This window comes from Micromonospora sp. WMMD737 (assembly GCF_049179055.1).
Taxonomy (GTDB): Bacteria; Actinomycetota; Actinomycetes; order Mycobacteriales; family Micromonosporaceae; genus Micromonospora; species Micromonospora reichwaldensis.
The window spans coordinates 7325635-7341342 of the sequence record NZ_JBMHMH010000001.1 but is presented as its reverse complement, the minus strand read 5'-3'; the positions used below and the strand labels follow the sequence as shown (position 1 = coordinate 7341342).

12 protein-coding genes and 1 pseudogene are annotated in these 15708 nt (G+C 74.4%); 2 read left to right on the top strand and 11 right to left on the bottom strand.

Translation table 11 applies throughout. The features are described 5' to 3' along the window. Nucleotides 1-110: 110 nt before the first annotated feature. Both ACN27A_RS32535 and ACN27A_RS32530 read right to left on the bottom strand, forming a co-directional pair. Nucleotides 111-1811, bottom strand: coding sequence for a DUF7594 domain-containing protein (locus ACN27A_RS32535; protein WP_421458255.1), 1701 nt, complete (start codon nucleotides 1809-1811; stop codon nucleotides 111-113). Nucleotides 1812-1965: 154 nt separating this feature from the next. Further along, nucleotides 1966-2064 (bottom strand): annotated as a pseudogene (locus ACN27A_RS32530) (shikimate dehydrogenase); the annotation flags it as partial. Between the two features lie 177 nt (nucleotides 2065-2241). On the opposite strand from ACN27A_RS32530, the gene ACN27A_RS32525 reads away from it, so the two are divergent. Next, a complete protein-coding gene (locus tag ACN27A_RS32525) occupies nucleotides 2242-2505 on the top strand; it encodes a hypothetical protein (protein ID WP_421458254.1) in 264 nt (87 codons plus the stop codon). Nucleotides 2506-3192: 687 nt separating this feature from the next. On the opposite strand, the gene ACN27A_RS32520 is transcribed toward ACN27A_RS32525, so the two are convergent. The 9 genes from ACN27A_RS32520 to ACN27A_RS32480 form a co-directional block, all read right to left on the bottom strand. Continuing rightward, nucleotides 3193-4020, bottom strand: a complete 828-nt coding sequence (locus ACN27A_RS32520; protein ID WP_421458253.1) for a shikimate dehydrogenase — start codon at nucleotides 4018-4020, stop codon at nucleotides 3193-3195. Then, nucleotides 4020-5225, bottom strand: a complete 1206-nt coding sequence (gene mltG, locus ACN27A_RS32515; protein ID WP_421458252.1) for an endolytic transglycosylase MltG — start codon at nucleotides 5223-5225, stop codon at nucleotides 4020-4022. Before mltG ends, ACN27A_RS32520 begins: the two co-directional genes overlap by 1 nt. After that, on the bottom strand, nucleotides 5222-5683 hold the full coding sequence (gene ruvX, locus ACN27A_RS32510) for a Holliday junction resolvase RuvX (RefSeq protein WP_421458251.1): 462 nt from the start codon (nucleotides 5681-5683) through the stop codon (nucleotides 5222-5224). Before ruvX ends, mltG begins: the two co-directional genes overlap by 4 nt. 72 nt (nucleotides 5684-5755) lie before the next feature. Beyond that, the gene (gene alaS, locus ACN27A_RS32505) at nucleotides 5756-8434 is read right to left on the bottom strand and encodes an alanine--tRNA ligase (RefSeq protein WP_421458250.1); all 2679 of its coding nucleotides are present in this window, start codon (nucleotides 8432-8434) and stop codon (nucleotides 5756-5758) included. Next, nucleotides 8431-8736, bottom strand: coding sequence for a hypothetical protein (locus tag ACN27A_RS32500; protein ID WP_132240143.1), 306 nt, complete (start codon nucleotides 8734-8736; stop codon nucleotides 8431-8433). The genes alaS and ACN27A_RS32500 overlap by 4 nt, the downstream gene beginning before the upstream one ends. A 28-nt stretch (nucleotides 8737-8764) precedes the next feature. Further along, on the bottom strand, nucleotides 8765-9226 hold the full coding sequence (locus ACN27A_RS32495; RefSeq protein WP_089000990.1) for a DUF948 domain-containing protein: 462 nt from the start codon (nucleotides 9224-9226) through the stop codon (nucleotides 8765-8767). Nucleotides 9227-9375: 149 nt separating this feature from the next. Then, complete coding sequence (locus tag ACN27A_RS32490; RefSeq protein ID WP_311414457.1) at nucleotides 9376-9999, bottom strand: hypothetical protein; 624 nt, start codon at nucleotides 9997-9999, stop codon at nucleotides 9376-9378. A 2879-nt stretch (nucleotides 10000-12878) separates the two neighbouring features. Further along, on the bottom strand, nucleotides 12879-14387 hold the full coding sequence (locus ACN27A_RS32485) for a replication-associated recombination protein A (RefSeq protein ID WP_421458249.1): 1509 nt from the start codon (nucleotides 14385-14387) through the stop codon (nucleotides 12879-12881). Between the two features lie 76 nt (nucleotides 14388-14463). After that, nucleotides 14464-14685, bottom strand: a complete 222-nt coding sequence (locus tag ACN27A_RS32480) for a hypothetical protein (RefSeq protein WP_089000992.1) — start codon at nucleotides 14683-14685, stop codon at nucleotides 14464-14466. Nucleotides 14686-14850: 165 nt separating this feature from the next. Between ACN27A_RS32480 and ACN27A_RS32475 the strand changes: the two genes are divergently transcribed. Further along, nucleotides 14851-15591: a GNAT family N-acetyltransferase gene (locus ACN27A_RS32475; protein WP_421458248.1), complete on the top strand. Its 741-nt coding sequence runs from the start codon at nucleotides 14851-14853 to the stop codon at nucleotides 15589-15591. Nucleotides 15592-15708: the final 117 nt, after the last annotated feature.

Below are 15708 nucleotides of genomic sequence, written 5' to 3'. Positions count from 1 at the left end.
CGATATCCGCCGATTGGGCGGTCACTGCATCAGCAACATGACACCGCACACAGCAAGTCGGATGTCCGACTCGCCCGTATCACTGTGGGTCGAAATGTGAACGCGCGGTGTCAGCGGACGCCCCCGGTGGGCTGGCGCAGGTAGCTGTCGCGCCCGGCGCGGGCGAACCCCGCCACCGACGCGGCGTCGTGGTTCATGGTCATGTCACAGGTGTCCGTCCGGCGGGTCATCCCCGGGGAGTTGAAGTAGATCGCCGCCTTGATCTTCGGGTGCGCCTTCAGCGCCGCCGGGAACTCCTCGAACCAGCGCCGCTTCGCGTCCGGGTCGGCCGCGTCGAAGTTGGTGCCGAACTCGGCGAGCATCCGCGGCTTGCCGACCCCGAGGCGGTTCTCGTCCAGCCAGCGGTAGAAGCCGCCGATGGTGGTGGCCGGGCTCTTCCAGACCTTGCTGCCGTTGCAGACGTGGAAGTTGTACGGGTCGTAGCCCACCCAGTCGACGTACCGGTCACCGGGATAGAGACCGGCGTAGCGGTCGTAGTGGCCCGACCAGCCCATCATCGTCCACACCCACACCGCGTTGTCGGCGCCCGCCTTGGCGAACCGGTCGTGCACGTGCTGCCAGGCGCGGACGAAGTCGGCGTCGCTGCCCTTGGCCGGCTCGTCCTCCGGCTCGTGGTCGAAGCCCATGAACACGGGCACGCCGGTGTCGCGGATCCGGCCGGCGACCGCGTCGATGGTGGCGTCGTACCGGCCACTGTAGACGTCCTGCCAGGTCAGCACCGTGCCGGAGGAGAAGATCCGCGACTCCCAGGCGAAGAACATCAGCCGACCCTCGCGCATCTGCTGCCGCTGGTAGGCGTCGGGGAAGGCGCCGTTGCTGCCGGAGTTGGAGAAGTCGTGGTAGCGGTGCACGATGTCGAACTTGCGCCCGACCTGCGCCTCGACGTCGGCGACCGCGGCACCGTGGTCCCAGCCGTCACCGGCGTTCGACGGGGAGTACATCCCCCACCAGGCGCCGCAGGAGGGCACCAGCCTGCTCGACACCGCGCCGCAGCGGTCCGTGCCGGCCGACGGGCTCGCCGACGGGCTCGGGGTGGCGCGGGTGGGGCTGGCGCTGGGCGTCGGCTTCGGCGCGGGGCTCGGCGCGACCGTCCGGCTCGGCGACGGCGCGGCGCTGGTCACCACCGGCGTGGGCCGGGTGCCGACGTCGTAGCGGATCTCCAGGCGCGGGCGCAGGTCGGGGTTGCGGTTCTCCGTCGACGCCCAGTAGATCCTGGTCTCCAGCCCCGTCTGCGCGAGCGAGACGGTGAAGGTGCCGTTGCCCTTCACCAGGGCCGAGACGTCCCACTCGTTGAAGCCCTTCGCCACCTTCGAGACGGTGTCGAGGGCCGCCCCCGGCAGCGCCGGCGTCGGCCGGGCCGCGCGGGCGTCCACCGCGGAGGCGTGCGCGCTCACGGTCGCCGGGAACTCCTGCCACGCGTGCACCCGCAGGGTGGCCCGCACGTTGACCGCCGCCGCCGGCAGGGTGGTCACGGCGAACTGGACGACAGCCTCCCGGCCGCCCCGGGGATTGCCGTCGCAGCGGACCGCGCAGGTCGCCAGCGTCGTCTTCGCCCCGTTGTCGCCGTCCTGCGACACCATGGTCGCCGTGGTGTCGGCGGTCGCCGGGATCGACAGGTCGTCGGCGGCCAGCAGCGGCATCGTGGTGGCCACGATGCCGGCCACCACGGTGGCGCCGGCCACGCCGAGGACGACGGCCTTGCGCCGAGGGCCGGCTTGCCGGGTGAGGCGGTGCAGTCCGTGCCGAGCCAAGGTGAACTCCCTGTGTGTCGGGCGGTGACGGTCAGCAGCGTAACCACGGCCACGGCGTGACGTGGGGACGACAGCCGGACCTAAGCGCGTCTTAACCGTCGCCTAAGGATGCCCTGGACGACCACAGGGGACACTCCCGCCCCCGCGCCGATGGTCAGGCGGCGCGGGCGGCGGCCATCGCCGCCCGGGCTGCCGCGACGCCCGTGGAGTGCGCGAACTGGCCCACCGCCTGGGCCAGCAGCAGGCCGAGCCCGCACGCTTGCGGCGACATGTGCGGTCGGTCGGTTGGTCCTGTTCATCGGCGGGTACCTGTCGCACGCGGTCGCCGCCATGACCGGTGTCACCATTTGGTCAGGGCAGGAATTCCGACCGTGCGAACCGAAGAAGAGAATGGGGGCCCGCCGAGGTGAGAGAAGCTAGCCGGAGCACGATGCAGGCCCGGGGGGCCACAATCCTGGTCATCTCAGCGCTGGTTGCCGTCGGCGCCGGTCTGCTCGTCGCCAAAGCCGACGGCAATGTCACGGCCTATGTCGTCGGTGGGGCACTGCTCGCCATCATGCTCTACATCATCGCCAGCACTGTGATCAACTGGACGAAGGCCACGGCAGGTAAGGACCCGCCAGCGGCTTCACCAAGTACGGCCAACGCTGGTACAACCCCGCCCAGGGCCGCTTCACCCAGCAGGACAACCTGAGCTTCATCGGCAATCCCCAGTAGGGCAACCGGTACGCCTACGCTGGCTGCAGCCCGACCAACTATATTGATCCGACGGGCCTCTTCTTCGACTGGTCGGACATCTTCGGAACCGCGGCGGGCACGGCTTTCGGAAGCGCGTGCCAGACCATCGCCACCATTGCGGCCTGGACAGCAGCACCCGCGACGACGGAATATCAGCAGTCGCTGCGCCCGTCGCCGCGAAGATCGGTTGCTGGGCAGCAGGAACGATCGTCGGTTACTGGGTAACGACCGAGTCCAACAACGATGGTTGATAGAGCAGGCCCCAAAGCGTCCATCGGTGCCGACGCCACGGCAGCAAGTTAGTGTCGTGCTCGTGGTGTGCCACCAGGAAGGCGGGTTGATGATTCGAAGGAAGAGCTTCTGGCTGGCGCTGACAGCTCTACTCGTATTGCCGCTGGCGAACGTATTCCTCTTTGAGGGTTCCTACTGGTCCGGACTCCTTATAGCGCTCGCCGTGGGTGCTGGCGTGTTGCTTGTCGACCGGCTCCAGAGAGGTGCTGGAGACCCACGAAGTTAGGAACCGCACTGACGACAAGCCGGGTCGTGCTGTCAACGACCCGGCTTGTCCGACATGGGAACGCGGATGTCCGGCATGTGGGGCGTCGACCGGAACAACGGCTCAGCGGCGGCTCATACTCGACCGCTAGGCGGCGCGGGCGGCGGCCAGGGCGGCGGCCATCGCCGCCCGGGGCGCGGCGACGCCCGTGAAGTGCTCGAACTGGCCCACCGCCTGGGCCAGCAGCAGGTCGAGGCCGGAGACGATCCGGCAGCCGGCCGCCTCGGCCGACGCGGCCAGCGGCGTCGGCCACGGGTCGTAGAGCGCGTCGAAGAGCACCGTCTCCGGCCGCCAGTCCGTAGCGACGGCCAGCGGGTCGGCGACCCCCTTCGGCACGGTCGAGATCACGACGTCGGCGCCGACGTGGGTCGCCGCGTCGTCGTCCCAGGCCGCCGCGCGCATCGGCACGGCGACGGCGCGGGCCACCGGGCGCAGTTCCTCGACCGCCGCCGGGCGGCGGGCCACCACGGTCACCGCGCGGGCGTCGAGCCGCCCCGCCGCGGCCACCGCCGCGCGCGCGGTGCCGCCCGCGCCCAGCACCGTCACCGTCGCGCCCGGGCGTACCCCGGCGTCGGTGAGCACCTCGACCATGCCGACCACGTCGGTGTTGTCGGCGTACCAGGAGCCGTCCGGGCGGCGTACCAGCGTGTTGGCGGCGCCCACGGCGGCGGCGACCGGCGAGACCTCGGCGGCCACCGCGAGCGCCGCCTCCTTGCCCGGCATGGTCACCGACAGCCCGGCCCACTCCGTACCCAGGCCGGCGACCACGCCCGGCAGCTCCGCCGCCGCGCACTCGATCCGGGTGTACGACCACCCGGTCAGCCCCGCCGCCGCGTAGCCGGCGTTGTGGATCACCGGGGAGAGGGAGTGCGCGATCGGCGTGCCGAGCACCCCCGCCCGGCGTGCGGCCGTCATCAGATGATGCCGTTCTCCCGGGCCTTCGCCATGTTCTTCTCGTGTTCCGGGAAGGTCTCGGCGAACTCGGAGTGCCCCTCCTTGTCGATCGCCACGAAGAAGAGCCACTTGCCGGGCGGCGGGTCCATCGCCCCCTCCATGGCCTGCTTGCCCGGATTGTTGATCGGGGTGGGCACGAGGCCGGGCAGCTTGCGGTTGTACGGGTTCTTCGGGTTGTCCAGGTCGGCGGCCGTCATCTGCCCGGACGTCTTGGTCTTCTGCCCGGTCAGCTCCAGGTAGTAGTTGACCGTGACGTCCATCTCCAGGCAGTTGCACGGGAACTCGCCGAACACCCGGTTGTACGCCACCCGGGCGACCTTGCCCAGGTCGTCCTTGTTCCCCGCCTCGGCCTGCGCCAGCGACGCGACGATCAGCGCCTCGTACGGGCTGATGCCCCCGCGCTCCTTCTGCACCCGGTCGGCGAACTGCATCTCGCCGGTCACGCTGAGGAAGTTCTGGACCATCAGCTCGATGATGGTCTCGGCGGTCGCCTTCGGCGGGATCTCGTAGGTGTCCGGGTAGAGGAAGCCCTCGATCGACGGCTTGACCTTCTTGTTGTCGCTGCGCTTGAACCACCAGTCCGGCACGCCCCGAGCGATGGGGTCCTTCGCCGCCGCCTCGAAGTCCTTCACCGGGATCTTGGTTTCCTTGGAGAGCAACTGGTAGACGTTCTTCGCCGTCCGGCCCTCCGGGATGGTGACCCCGTTGACGATCCGGTTCTTCAGGTCGAGCATCGCGGTGACCGCGCTCTCGCCGCTCATCTGCTTGCGCAGCTTGTACGTGCCCGGCTGGATGTTCTTGCTGCGGGCGTTGCCCTCGGCGGCCTCGATGAACGCCTTGGCGCTCTTCACCACGTCGGCGGCGACCAGCGCGTTGGCCATGTCGGCGATCAGCGCGCCCTGCTTGATCTCGACAGTCACCTCGCCGGTGCCCGCGCCGTCGTAGTCGGGGGTCACGAAGTAGCTCTGGACGCGGTCGAAGCCGTAGAAGGCGCCGCCGCCGATCGCGCCCAGCAGGACGACGGCGAGCAGCAGCGCGAGGACCGTCTTGCCCCGGCCGCCACCGCCGGAGGAGCCCTCCTTGCGCTTGCGCACCGCGCCGCGCCGGTGCTTGCCCTTCTCCCCCCGGTCCTGCTCGTCGAACCCGAGGTCAAGATCGTCCATCATCGCGTCCGCCTCCGCTGCGCGTCCAGCCAGCTCTGCAGAATCTCCACCGCGGCAGCCTGGTCGACCACCGCTCGTTGCCGTTTTCCTCGGACCCCACGCTCGGCAAGCCTACGAGACGCCACGACCGTGGACATCCTCTCGTCGGTGAGCGCCACCGGAACGGGCGCTATTACATCAGCCAGTCGGTCAGCGTACGCCTTCACGTGTACGGCGGCGGGACCGTGCCTGCCGGCGAGATTGACCGGAAGGCCGACGACGATCTCCACCGCCTCGTGCTCAACCACCAGCGCGGCGAGCGCGACGATGTCGGCCGGCACCGCGTCCGGAGCGGCGGTGAGGTCGCGGGCGAGGGTCACCAGCGGGGTGGCCAGCACGCCGTGCGGGTCCGAGCGGGAGACCCCCACCCGGACCTGCCCGACGTCCACCCCGAGCCGGACACCCCGGGACAACTCACTCACGGTCGTTGACTCCCCTGAAACGGCGAACCAGGGCGGACCACGCGGGTCCGCCCTGGCCGCTGCGAGCACGTATCACGCGTCGGCGATCGCCTTCTCGACCGTGCGGAGCAGGTTCGGCGCCTCGGCGGCCGGCAGGCCGCCGCCCTGGGCCAGGTCGGGGCTGCCGCCGCCGCGCCCGGAGAAGGCCGCCTTGACCAGGTCCGACGCGGCCAGGCCCCGGCTGCGGGCGGCCTGGTTCACCGCGACGACGAGCGAGGCCTTGCCGTTGGCCCGGGCCGCCACCGCGACGACCGCCGGCCGCGCCGGGTCGATCTTGCCCCGGACCTCCTGGGCGAGGGTACGCACGTCGTTGCCGGCCGCGCCCTCCGGCGCCTCGGTGCCCACGTACGCGACCCCGCCCACGTCCTTGGCCTGTGCCGCGAGCGCCGCCGCGCCGCCGAGCACCAGTTGGGCCCGCAGCTTCTCCAACTCCTTCTCGGCGTCGCGCAGCTGCGTCACGGTCTGCTCGACCCGGTCGGCGACCTGATCGTTGGGCACCCGGTACAGCTCGGCGAGGCGGGAGACCAGCAGGTGCTCCCGGGCGAGGAAGTTGAAGGCGTCCATGCCGACCAGGGCCTCGACGCGGCGCACCCCGGAGCCGATCGACGACTCGTTGAGGATCTTCACCAGGCCGAGCTGGCCGGAACGGGAGACGTGGGTGCCGCCGCACAGCTCGCGGGCGTAGTCGCCGACCTCGACGACCCGCACCTCCTCGCCGTACTTCTCGCCGAAGAGCGCCATCGCGCCGATGCGCCGCGCCTCCTCCAGCGAGGTGATGAAGGCGTGCACCTCCAGGTCGGCCAGGAGCACCTCGTTGACCTGCTGCTCGACGTCGCGCAGCACGCTCGGCGCCACCCCCGTCGGGGTGTTGAAGTCGAAGCGCAGCCGGCCCGGGGCGTTGAGCGAACCGGCCTGGGTGGCGGACTCGCCGAGGAAGTTGCGCATCGTCTGGTGCACCAGGTGCGTCGCCGTGTGCGACCGGGAGATGGCCCGCCGGCGGGTGGTGTCGATCTCGGCGTAGCCGGTCTCCCCCGCCCGCACCTCGCCCCGCAGCACCCGGGCGCGGTGCACGATCAGGCCGGGCACCGGCTGCTGCACGTCGAGCACCTCGACCTGGCCGCCGCCGACGGTGATCATGCCCAGGTCGGGCTGCTGCCCGCCGCCCTCGGCGTAGAACGGGGTGGCGTCGAGCACCAGCTCGATCGTGTCGCCCTCGACCGCCGCCTGGCGGGGGCCGTCGACACCGAGCACCGCCCGCACCGTCGACTCCCGGGACACCTCGCCGTAGCCGGTGAACCGCACCGGGCCGCCCGAGTCGAGCACCGACCGGTACGCCGACAGGTCGGTGTGCCCGGTCTTGCGCGCCTGGGCGTCGGCCTTGGCGCGCGCCCGCTGGTCGGCCATCAGCCGGCGGAAGCCCTCCGCGTCGACCGTCAGGCCCTGCTCGGCCGCGATCTCCAGCGTCAGGTCGATCGGGAAGCCGTACGTGTCGTGCAGCTGGAACGCCTTCTCACCCGACAGCGCCGGCTTGCCGGCCGTACGGGTCTCCGCGATGGCCGTGTCCAGGATCGTGGTGCCGGCCCGCAGGGTGGACAGGAAGGCGTCCTCCTCCGCGTACGCGTAGTCGGCGATCCGGTCGAAGTCGGCGGCCAGCTCCGGGTACGACGGGGCCATGCAGTCCCGGGCCACCGGCAGCAGCTCGGGCAGCGCCCGTTCCTGCCAGCCCAGCAGCCGCACCGACCGGATCGCCCGGCGCATGATGCGGCGCAGCACGTAGCCGCGCCCCTCGTTGCTCGGGGTTACCCCGTCGCCGATCAGCATCAGCGCCGTACGCACGTGGTCGGCGATCACCCGCAGCCGCACGTCGTCCGGGTGCGACTCGCTGGCGACCTGGCCGGACCGGGCGCCGTAGCGCTTGCCGGTCAGCTCGGCGGCCTTGTCGAGGATCGGCCGGACCTCGTCGATCTCGTAGAGGTTGTCGACGCCCTGGAGGATGGAGGCCATCCGCTCCAGGCCCATGCCGGTGTCGATGTTCTTCGCCGGCAGGTCACCGAGGATCGGGTAGTCCTCCTTGCCGGTGCCCGGGCCGCGCTCGAACTGCATGAAGACGAGGTTCCAGAACTCCATGTAGCGGTCCTCGTCGACCGCCGGGCCGCCCTCGCGGCCGTACTCCGGGCCACGGTCGTAGAACAGCTCGGAGCACGGGCCGCACGGGCCGGGGATGCCCATCGACCAGAAGTTGTCCGCCTTGCCCCGGCGCACGATCCGCTCGGTCGGCACCCCGACCGAGCGCCAGATCTCGAACGCCTCGTCGTCGTCGAGGTAGACCGTCGGCCAGATCCGCTCCGGGTCCAGGCCGAACCCGCCCTGCTCCTGGGACTTGGTGACCAGGTCCCAGGCGAGCGGGATCGCCCCGTCCTTGAAGTAGTCACCGAAGGAGAAGTTGCCGTTCATCTGGAAGAACGTGCCGTGCCGGCTGGTCTTGCCGACCTCGTCGATGTCGGGCGTACGGATGCACTTCTGCACGCTGACCGCCCGCCGGTACGGCGGGGTCTGCTGCCCCAGGAAGTAGGGCACGAACTGCACCATGCCGGCGTTGACGAACAGCAGGTTCGGGTCGCTGATGGCGGGCAGCGGAGCGGACGGCACCACGGTGTGGCCGTTCGCCTCGAAGTGGGCGAGGTACCGCCGCTTGATCTCCGCCGTCTTCATCGCTGGTGTTCCTCCGGAAAGATCTCTCGGTCGCCGATGCGCGGGTCCTCCCGCAGCTCGGCGAACTGGTCGTCGAACGCCTCGCCCTGGGCGAACGCCTCGTGGATCTCCTGCTCGCGCTCGGCCATCGCGATCCGGACGTCCTCCACGAAGCTACGCAGCGACTCCGCCAGCCCGCCAGCGGATTCGGTCACCGTGCTGGCGATGCCGGCCGGGGTGTACGCCTGTGCGGTGCGGGTGGCCTTGCGGACCACCACCACGCCGACGGCCAGCCCGATGCCGAGCCAGAACAACCGCCTCATCTCCGAAGCTCCTCCTGGTCGTGCCGGATCAGCGGTTGCCGCGCTTGGCGGCCCGCCGCTGCTGCTTGATGGTGTCGCGCACCTCGCGCTCGGTCTCGGCGTGCCGACGGGCGGAGGCGGCCTTGCGCACGCCGTAGCCGAAGGCGGCCACCTTGACCAACGGGTTGGCGGCGGCGGCGGAGACGACGGTCGCCAGGTTCGCGACGTTGGCGGTGACGTTCTGCGCGTGGCTGGTCATGGTGTCGACCTTGGCGAGCTGGAGGTTGACCCCGTCCAGGGAGGTCTGCACCTGCTCCAGGGCGGTGTTGACGTTCTTCACCGTGGTGTTCACGTCGCCCAGCAGCGGCGCGGTCCGGTCGTTCAGGTCGTTGATCATCCGGGTGGTGGCGTCCACGGTGTGCCGCAGCCGCAGGATGGGCAGCGTCAGGATCAGCACCAGCATCGCGAACGCGATCGCCGCGATCAGCGCCGCGACCTCGAAAAAGCCCACGCCTGTCCTCCTCAAGCAGAGTTCCGGGAACCCGACGCCCCCGGAACGTGCGACCGTCCTGCCCACACCGCCGCCCGGCACCCGCGAGGGGCCGGCGGGGGCTGGCGGTCCGCCAGCCCCAGACCCTACCGTCCGTGATGGAAACCGGCTCAGGACGGTGAGGGTGTCGGCGTCGCGAGCGGATCCTCGCTGACCGTCGGGAAGGGATCCTCCCCGGTGAGTGACGGGTCGGTGGTGGGCTGGGGCCGGGTCCGCTCGTCGTCGATCGCGTTGCGGACCTTCACCGACACCAACGAGCCGGAGCACTGCTCCGCAGCGGTCGCCGGTTCGGGCGACGGCACGACCGCCGGTTCCCCGTCCACCGGCGGCGGCACGCAGGCGGGCTCGCGTACCCACAGGTCGAGGGTCAGCTCGTCCCGGCGCCAGCACGTGTAGCTCCCCTTCGCGGGTTGCTCGGGGCAGCGGCTCACCTTCCACGGCTGCCAGCCGTCGTCGGCCAGCGCCCGCTCGTAGACCTGTGCCGTCTCCGCCGGCGGCCGCTCGGAGGTGGCCGTGCGTTCGCGGAGCCGGCAGTCGAGCAGGCACCACCGGCTGCCGCTGACGTCGTCGACGGTCTGCACCGCCGCCCAGCCCGGCACGTCCAGCTCGTCGAGGGTGTCGAAGACCGGATCGCGGCTGAGCGTACGGATGCCGAAATAGAGCGGGACCGCGCCGAGCAGCACCACGCTGACCAGGGCGAGGATGCCCATCCGCAGCCGCCGCCGCTCACGCATCCGGCGGCGCAGCTCGGACCGCGCGCCGCGCAGCCCGCCGGGGCCGGCCGCGTCGTCGTCCGGCGAATCCGGTTCCGCGGGCCGGCGCAGCGCCGGTCCGTCCGCCGGCTCGACGGGTGGTACGACAGTCGCGGCGGCCCGCGCCACCACCGGCTCGCCCGCGGCCCCCGGCGGTGGCACCGGCGCAACGCCTGACGGCTCGGGCCGCCCCGGCTCGCGGTGCGGCGGGATCGCCCGCCCGGCGGCGCGGTCATCGGGCCCGGGGCGGGGCGCCGGGGCGGCCGCCCGGGCGACGCCGGACGCAGCGCCGGGGCCGGGTCGGGGGCCGGCGCCGGACGTCGGCTCGGGCCGGTCCCGCCCGACGGCCGGCGGCCGGGCGGCACCGGAACCCGCACCGGGCCGGGCCGGGCCCGGCGCAGTGGCGGGCGGGCCGGACGAGGTCTGTTCGGCTCCCCCCGGTACGGCTGGGTGCGTCCCCGGACCGGCGGGGCCCGACGGGCCGGGCCCGGGGCGGCGCGGGCCGGGCGGCGCGCTCACGTTCGCGGCGGCCGGGGACGGCCCGGCGGCGGAAGCCGCGCCGGAGGGCGGCGCGACGGGCCGCGCGGCACCCGGCGGACCGACGTCGGGACGCGCGGCACCCCGGACGGGACCCGCCAGGCCGGGATCCGGACGCGCGGCACCCCGCGCCGGACCCGCCAGGCCAGGATCGGGACGCGCGGCACCCAGGGCAGGACCCACCAGGCCGGCGTCGGGACGCGCGGCGCCTCGGACGGGACCCGCCAGGCCGGGGTCGGGACGCGCGGCGCCCAGGGCAGGACCCGCCGGGCCGGCGTCGGGACGCGCGGCACCCCGCGCGGGTCCGGCCGGGGGCAGGTCGGGGTGGGGCCGGCCGGCCGGGGTCGGGGAGCCGGGCGGCGGCGGTGCACCGGCCGGCGTGGGGCGGGCGGCGCCCCGGGCCGGCGGCCCGGGGTGGGGGGTGTCGGCGGGCCGGGGCGGCTCGGCGACGGGCCGGGCCCGGCCCGCCGGCCGTCCGGGTTCGGTGGCGTCGGTGGGTCGCGGCGGCTGCACGCCGGGCCGCGCCCGACCCGCCGGGACGTTGCCGGTCCCGGCGCCGCGCGGCTCCGGCCCGGGCGGCACCGGCGACGGACCGCCCGCAGCGGGCGGCACCGGCCGCTTGACCGTCGGCAGGGCGGGATCGGTGTGATGTGCCCGGCCGGCCTGCCGCAGCCAGTCGGCGGGGCGCTCCGGTCGGCCGGCCCGGGAATCACCGGGCCGGCGGCGCCCCGCTTCCCCGTCGGCCGGGCGCGGCGGGTTCTCCGCCTCGTCCGGGGCCGCGGGGCCGCCGGGGGGCGGGACCACCCCGGCGTCCGCACGGCGCGCGGGGGGCTGACTGCCGCCCGTGGCGCGTCCGGCCCGGCCGGAGGTCTCGTCGTCGCCGGCCGCACGCCGGCCCCGACCCGCGACCTCGACGTCGTCGGGCGCGGCGCGTCGGCCGCGCGGGGCGGAACCGTGCGGCGGCTGCACCCCGACGCCGGGAGGCGCGGCGGGCGCACCGGGCACGGGCGGGGCGTTGCCGGAGCGCGGCACCGGCGGGGCGTCGCCAGTGCCGGGCACCGGCGGGGCGTTGCCGGAACGCGGCACCGGCGGGGCACTGCCCGGGCGCGGCACCGGCGGGGCACCGCCCGGACGGGGTGCCGGCGGGGCACCGCCCGGACGGGGTGCCGGCGGCGCGTCCTCCTCGGCGGCGCGGCGTCGGCCGGCCGGGGCACCGGGGCGTCGGCCCCGGTCGGTGCCGTCGCCGTCGGGCATTGGCGGGGCGGCCGCCGGCACGGCTCCGGTGCCGTCCGTCGGGACGGGCACGCCGGCGTCGACCGGGCCCCGCCGCATCCGGCCGGAGCGGGGGTCACGTCCGTCGGCGGGGGCGCCGCGCAGCTCGCCGGTCGGCGGACCGGCGGGCGGCTGGGCGGTACCTGGGGCCGGGACACCGACCCGGGCGGCGCCCACGGCACCGCCGGGCCGCCCGGTGGCGGCCGGTGGCGGCGCACCGCCCGGCACCGCCGCGCGGCCGTCGGGGCGCCGACCGGCCGGGTGCGGCGCGTCCGGGTGCGGAGACACCGGCGCCCCCGGACGCGGTCCGGTCGGCGTGCCGGCGTGCGTGCCGGGCGGCGGCCCGACCTGGGGGCCGGCGGCCGGACCGGGCTGCGGCCCGGTCCGCGGCTCGGCCTGCGGAGCCGCCGGGAAGCCGGCCTGCGGATGCGCCGGGAAGCCGGCCTGCGGATGCGGCGCGGAAGCCCGCTGCGGGCCGGCCGGCGGGGCCGCCTGCGGGCCCGCCGCGGTGCCGGCCGGTGCGCCCCCCGGCGGAATCGCCTGCGGGCCCGTCGGGGTGCCCGGAACGGGGCGTGGCCGCCGGTCCGGGCCGTCCGGGCCCGGTTGCGGACGACCGGCCGCCGGGCGGCGGACGGGCTGGTGCGGGGGAACGGCCTCGGGGGTGGCGGCGGGGCCGGCCGGCCGGGGTGGTTCCGGCGCACCGGGCCAGGGTCCGTCCACCGGACGGGAGCGCGGCGGCTCGGCGTCGGCGCGGCGCACCGGGGGTGTGGCGGCCGGGCCAGGGCCACGGTGGGGCGGCGGCCCGGCGGGGCCGGGAGCCGTCGGATCACCCGGACGGGGGGCGGCAGGCGAGGCGGGTTCCAGCCCGCCCGGCCCCAGCTCGGTGCGCTGCTGCTTGGCCGAGCGCAGGTCGTCGATCCAGCCGAACTCCTCGCCGCTGATCGGCTCCTCGGGCTCGGCCTCGGCCTTGCCCCGTCCCCAGCGGCGCCCCTTGGCGCGGGAGTCGCGCCGCTCTTCGGGGCCGTCCTCCGGTCGCTCCGAACCACGCGATTTCACTGCTGACCCTCCCCGGCGGTGTCACTGCCGCCCTCTCGCGCCGCGTCGGCGCCGCCCGTGTCCGTCTGCCGGCGGCCGTTGTCCGCCGCACCGCTCCCGACCCCCGCCGCCGGGGGCGCGGCCGGCGCGGGCAGCCCCCGGACGATACGGCGCAGCAGCGGCAGCCGGGTGGCGACCGAGCGCTCGGCGCCGTGCTGACTCGGCCGGTAGTAGTCGGTGCCGGCGAGATCGTCGGGGGCGTACTGCTGGGTGACCACGCCGCGCTGGTCGTCGTGCGGGTAGCGGTAACCGGTCCCGTGCCCCAGCCCCTTGGCGCCCGAGTAGTGCGCGTCGCGCAGCCCGCGCGGCACCGGGCCGCCCCGGCCGGCCCGCACGTCGGCGATGGCCGCACCGATCGCGGTGGTCGCCGAGTTGGACTTCGGGGCGGTGGCCAGGTGGATCACCGCCTGGGCGAGGTTGAGCTGCGCCTCGGGCAGCCCGACGTACTCCACGGCGTGGGCGGTGGCGGTGGCCACGCTCAGCGCCGTCGGGTCGGCCATGCCGACGTCCTCGCTGGCGAAGATGACCAGGCGACGGGCGATGAACCGGGCGTCCTCGCCGGCGACCAGCATCCGGGCCAGCCAGTGCAGCGCGGCGTCCACGTCGGAGCCGCGCATGCTCTTGATGAAGGCGCTGGTCACGTCGTAGTGGGCGTCGCCGGCCCGGTCGTAGCGCACGGCGGCCACGTCGACCGCCTGCTCGGCGGTGGCGAGGTCGATCCGCTCGACGCCGAGGGCCGTGGCGGAGCCCGCCGCCGCCTCCAGCGCCGTCAGCGCCTTGCGCACGTCGCCGGACGCGAGGCGTACGAGATGGTCCTCGGCCTCGGTCTCGAGGGTGAGCGCGCCGCCGAGGCCGCGCTCGTCGGCGACCGCGCGGCGCAGCAGGTCGCGCACCGCCGCGTCGTCCAGCGGCTGGAGGGTGAGCAGCACGCACCGCGACAGCAGGGGCGAGATGACCGAGAAGTACGGGTTCTCGGTGGTCGCCGCGAGCAGCGTGACCGTGCGGTCCTCGACGGCGGCGAGCAGCGAATCCTGCTGGGTCTTGCTGAACCGGTGCACCTCGTCGATGAAGAGCACCGTCTGCGGGCCGCCGGAGCGGCGCTGGCGGCGGGCGGTCTCGATCACCGCGCGCACGTCCTTGACCCCGGCGGTGAGGGCCGACATGGCGACGAACCGGCGGTCCGTGGCCCGCGCCACCAGGTGCGCGATGGTCGTCTTGCCGCTGCCGGGCGGGCCCCAGAGGATGACCGACATCGGCGCCGTGGCCGAGACGAGCTGGCGCAGCGGGGCGCCGGGCGCGAGCAGGTGGTCCTGACCGACCAGCTCGTCGATGCTGCGCGGGCGCATCCGGACGGGCAGCGGCGAGTCCTCCCCCACCGCGGTGAACCCGTCCACACCGACGGAACCCGCGGGCGTCAGGGGCGCTCCGGCGGGTTCACCGAGGGAGAAGAGGGCGTCGGACTCCATCAGGGGAACAGTACAAGGCCCGGCCGACGGCGCCGGAAGCGCGCCGTCGGGCCGGGCCCGTGATGATCGGATACGGTCAGCCGCGGCCGGGACGACGGCCCCGGTACCAGCGGCCGCCACCGCCGCCGCCACCGCCGCGCGGGCCCCGGCCGACCCCGGCCAGGTACAGGGAGAGCAGCAGCAGGCCGATCAGTACGAGGGTGTTCCAGTTGAACAGGTCCGGGGCACCGAAGTTGGTGTCCAGCAGGTCGATGAGCAGGGCGAAGCCGAAAACGACCGCCGCGAGAATGGCGAGCATGACGTTCCTCCGGTGGGGGTTCCCAGTGGGTCGGCGCGGGATGTACCCAATCGGTCCGCTCGCCAATCTCCACCGTGGATCGGCCCCGTCCCCGGCCGGCTTCGGCGACGGCCGGAGACCAGGGTCCGCCGGCAGGAGGCCGGAGACCGTCCTAGGCTTGCTGACATGATCATCGCCGACCAGGTCCTGGAGGGGCGGGACGCCATCCTGGCGGCCGCCGGTCACCACCCGTACGTCCGGCACGCGCTCGCCCGCGACGAGGTGCCGCGCGGTTGGCGGCGCGACGACGCGGTGGGCTGGCTGCTGCCGGCGGAGCACGGCCCCCGCGGCGGCGCGATCGGCGCCCCAGGGCCGGCGGTCGAGGTCTTCGCCGACCAGGTCGCGCGGGGCGCGCTGCGGCCTGGCCAGTGGCTGCACCTGCCGCGGCTCGACCCGGCGGCGCTGCCCGGCCGGCTGGCGGTGGCCCGGCACGACGAGTGGGACTTCCTCTGGAGCGCCGCCGCGCCGCCGCGCCAGCCCGACGAGGAGCGGGTGGTCCGGCTCACCGGGGCCGACCACCCCGCGCTGACGGCCCTGATCGACGAGGCGTTCCCGAGCACCACCTCGCGACCGGGCGACCCGAGGATCGTCGACTGGTACGGCATCCGCGACGGCGACCGGATCGTCGCCTGCGGCGCCGACCGCAGCCGGGGCGACATCGGCTTCCTCGCCGGGCTGACCGTCGCCCCCGACCTGCGGGGACGAGGGCTGGGCGCGGCGCTGACCGCCGCCATGACCCGGGCCCTGCTCGCCCGCCACGACACCGTGGCGCTCGGTGTCTACAGCGTCAACGTCGGGGCGATCCGGCTCTACCGGCGGCTCGGCTTCAGCGGCGCGCTGGCCCGCAGCTCGGTGCACCTGGCCTGAGACGCGCGGCACGGCCCGGGTCGGCGCGGGGACCGTCGCTCGTGCATCGTTGCGGCCCCTGCATCGTCCCGGCCCGCAACGCGGGACCGTTGCTCGTGCATCCTTGCGGCCCAGGCA

Coding starts and splice junctions, on each gene's coding strand:
- ACN27A_RS32525 (WP_421458254.1), top strand. CDS start 2,242: ATGCAGGCCCGGGGGGCCACAATCCTGGTCATCTCAGCGCTGGTTGCC.
- ACN27A_RS32520 (WP_421458253.1), bottom strand. CDS start 4,020: ATGACGGCCGCACGCCGGGCGGGGGTGCTCGGCACGCCGATCGCGCAC.
- mltG (WP_421458252.1), bottom strand. CDS start 5,225: ATGATGGACGATCTTGACCTCGGGTTCGACGAGCAGGACCGGGGGGAG.
- alaS (WP_421458250.1), bottom strand. CDS start 8,434: ATGAAGACGGCGGAGATCAAGCGGCGGTACCTCGCCCACTTCGAGGCG.
- ACN27A_RS32500 (WP_132240143.1), bottom strand. CDS start 8,736: ATGAGGCGGTTGTTCTGGCTCGGCATCGGGCTGGCCGTCGGCGTGGTG.
- ACN27A_RS32490 (WP_311414457.1), bottom strand. CDS start 9,999: ATGCGTGAGCGGCGGCGGCTGCGGATGGGCATCCTCGCCCTGGTCAGC.
- ACN27A_RS32485 (WP_421458249.1), bottom strand. CDS start 14,387: ATGGAGTCCGACGCCCTCTTCTCCCTCGGTGAACCCGCCGGAGCGCCC.
- ACN27A_RS32480 (WP_089000992.1), bottom strand. CDS start 14,685: ATGCTCGCCATTCTCGCGGCGGTCGTTTTCGGCTTCGCCCTGCTCATC.
- ACN27A_RS32475 (WP_421458248.1), top strand. CDS start 14,851: ATGATCATCGCCGACCAGGTCCTGGAGGGGCGGGACGCCATCCTGGCG.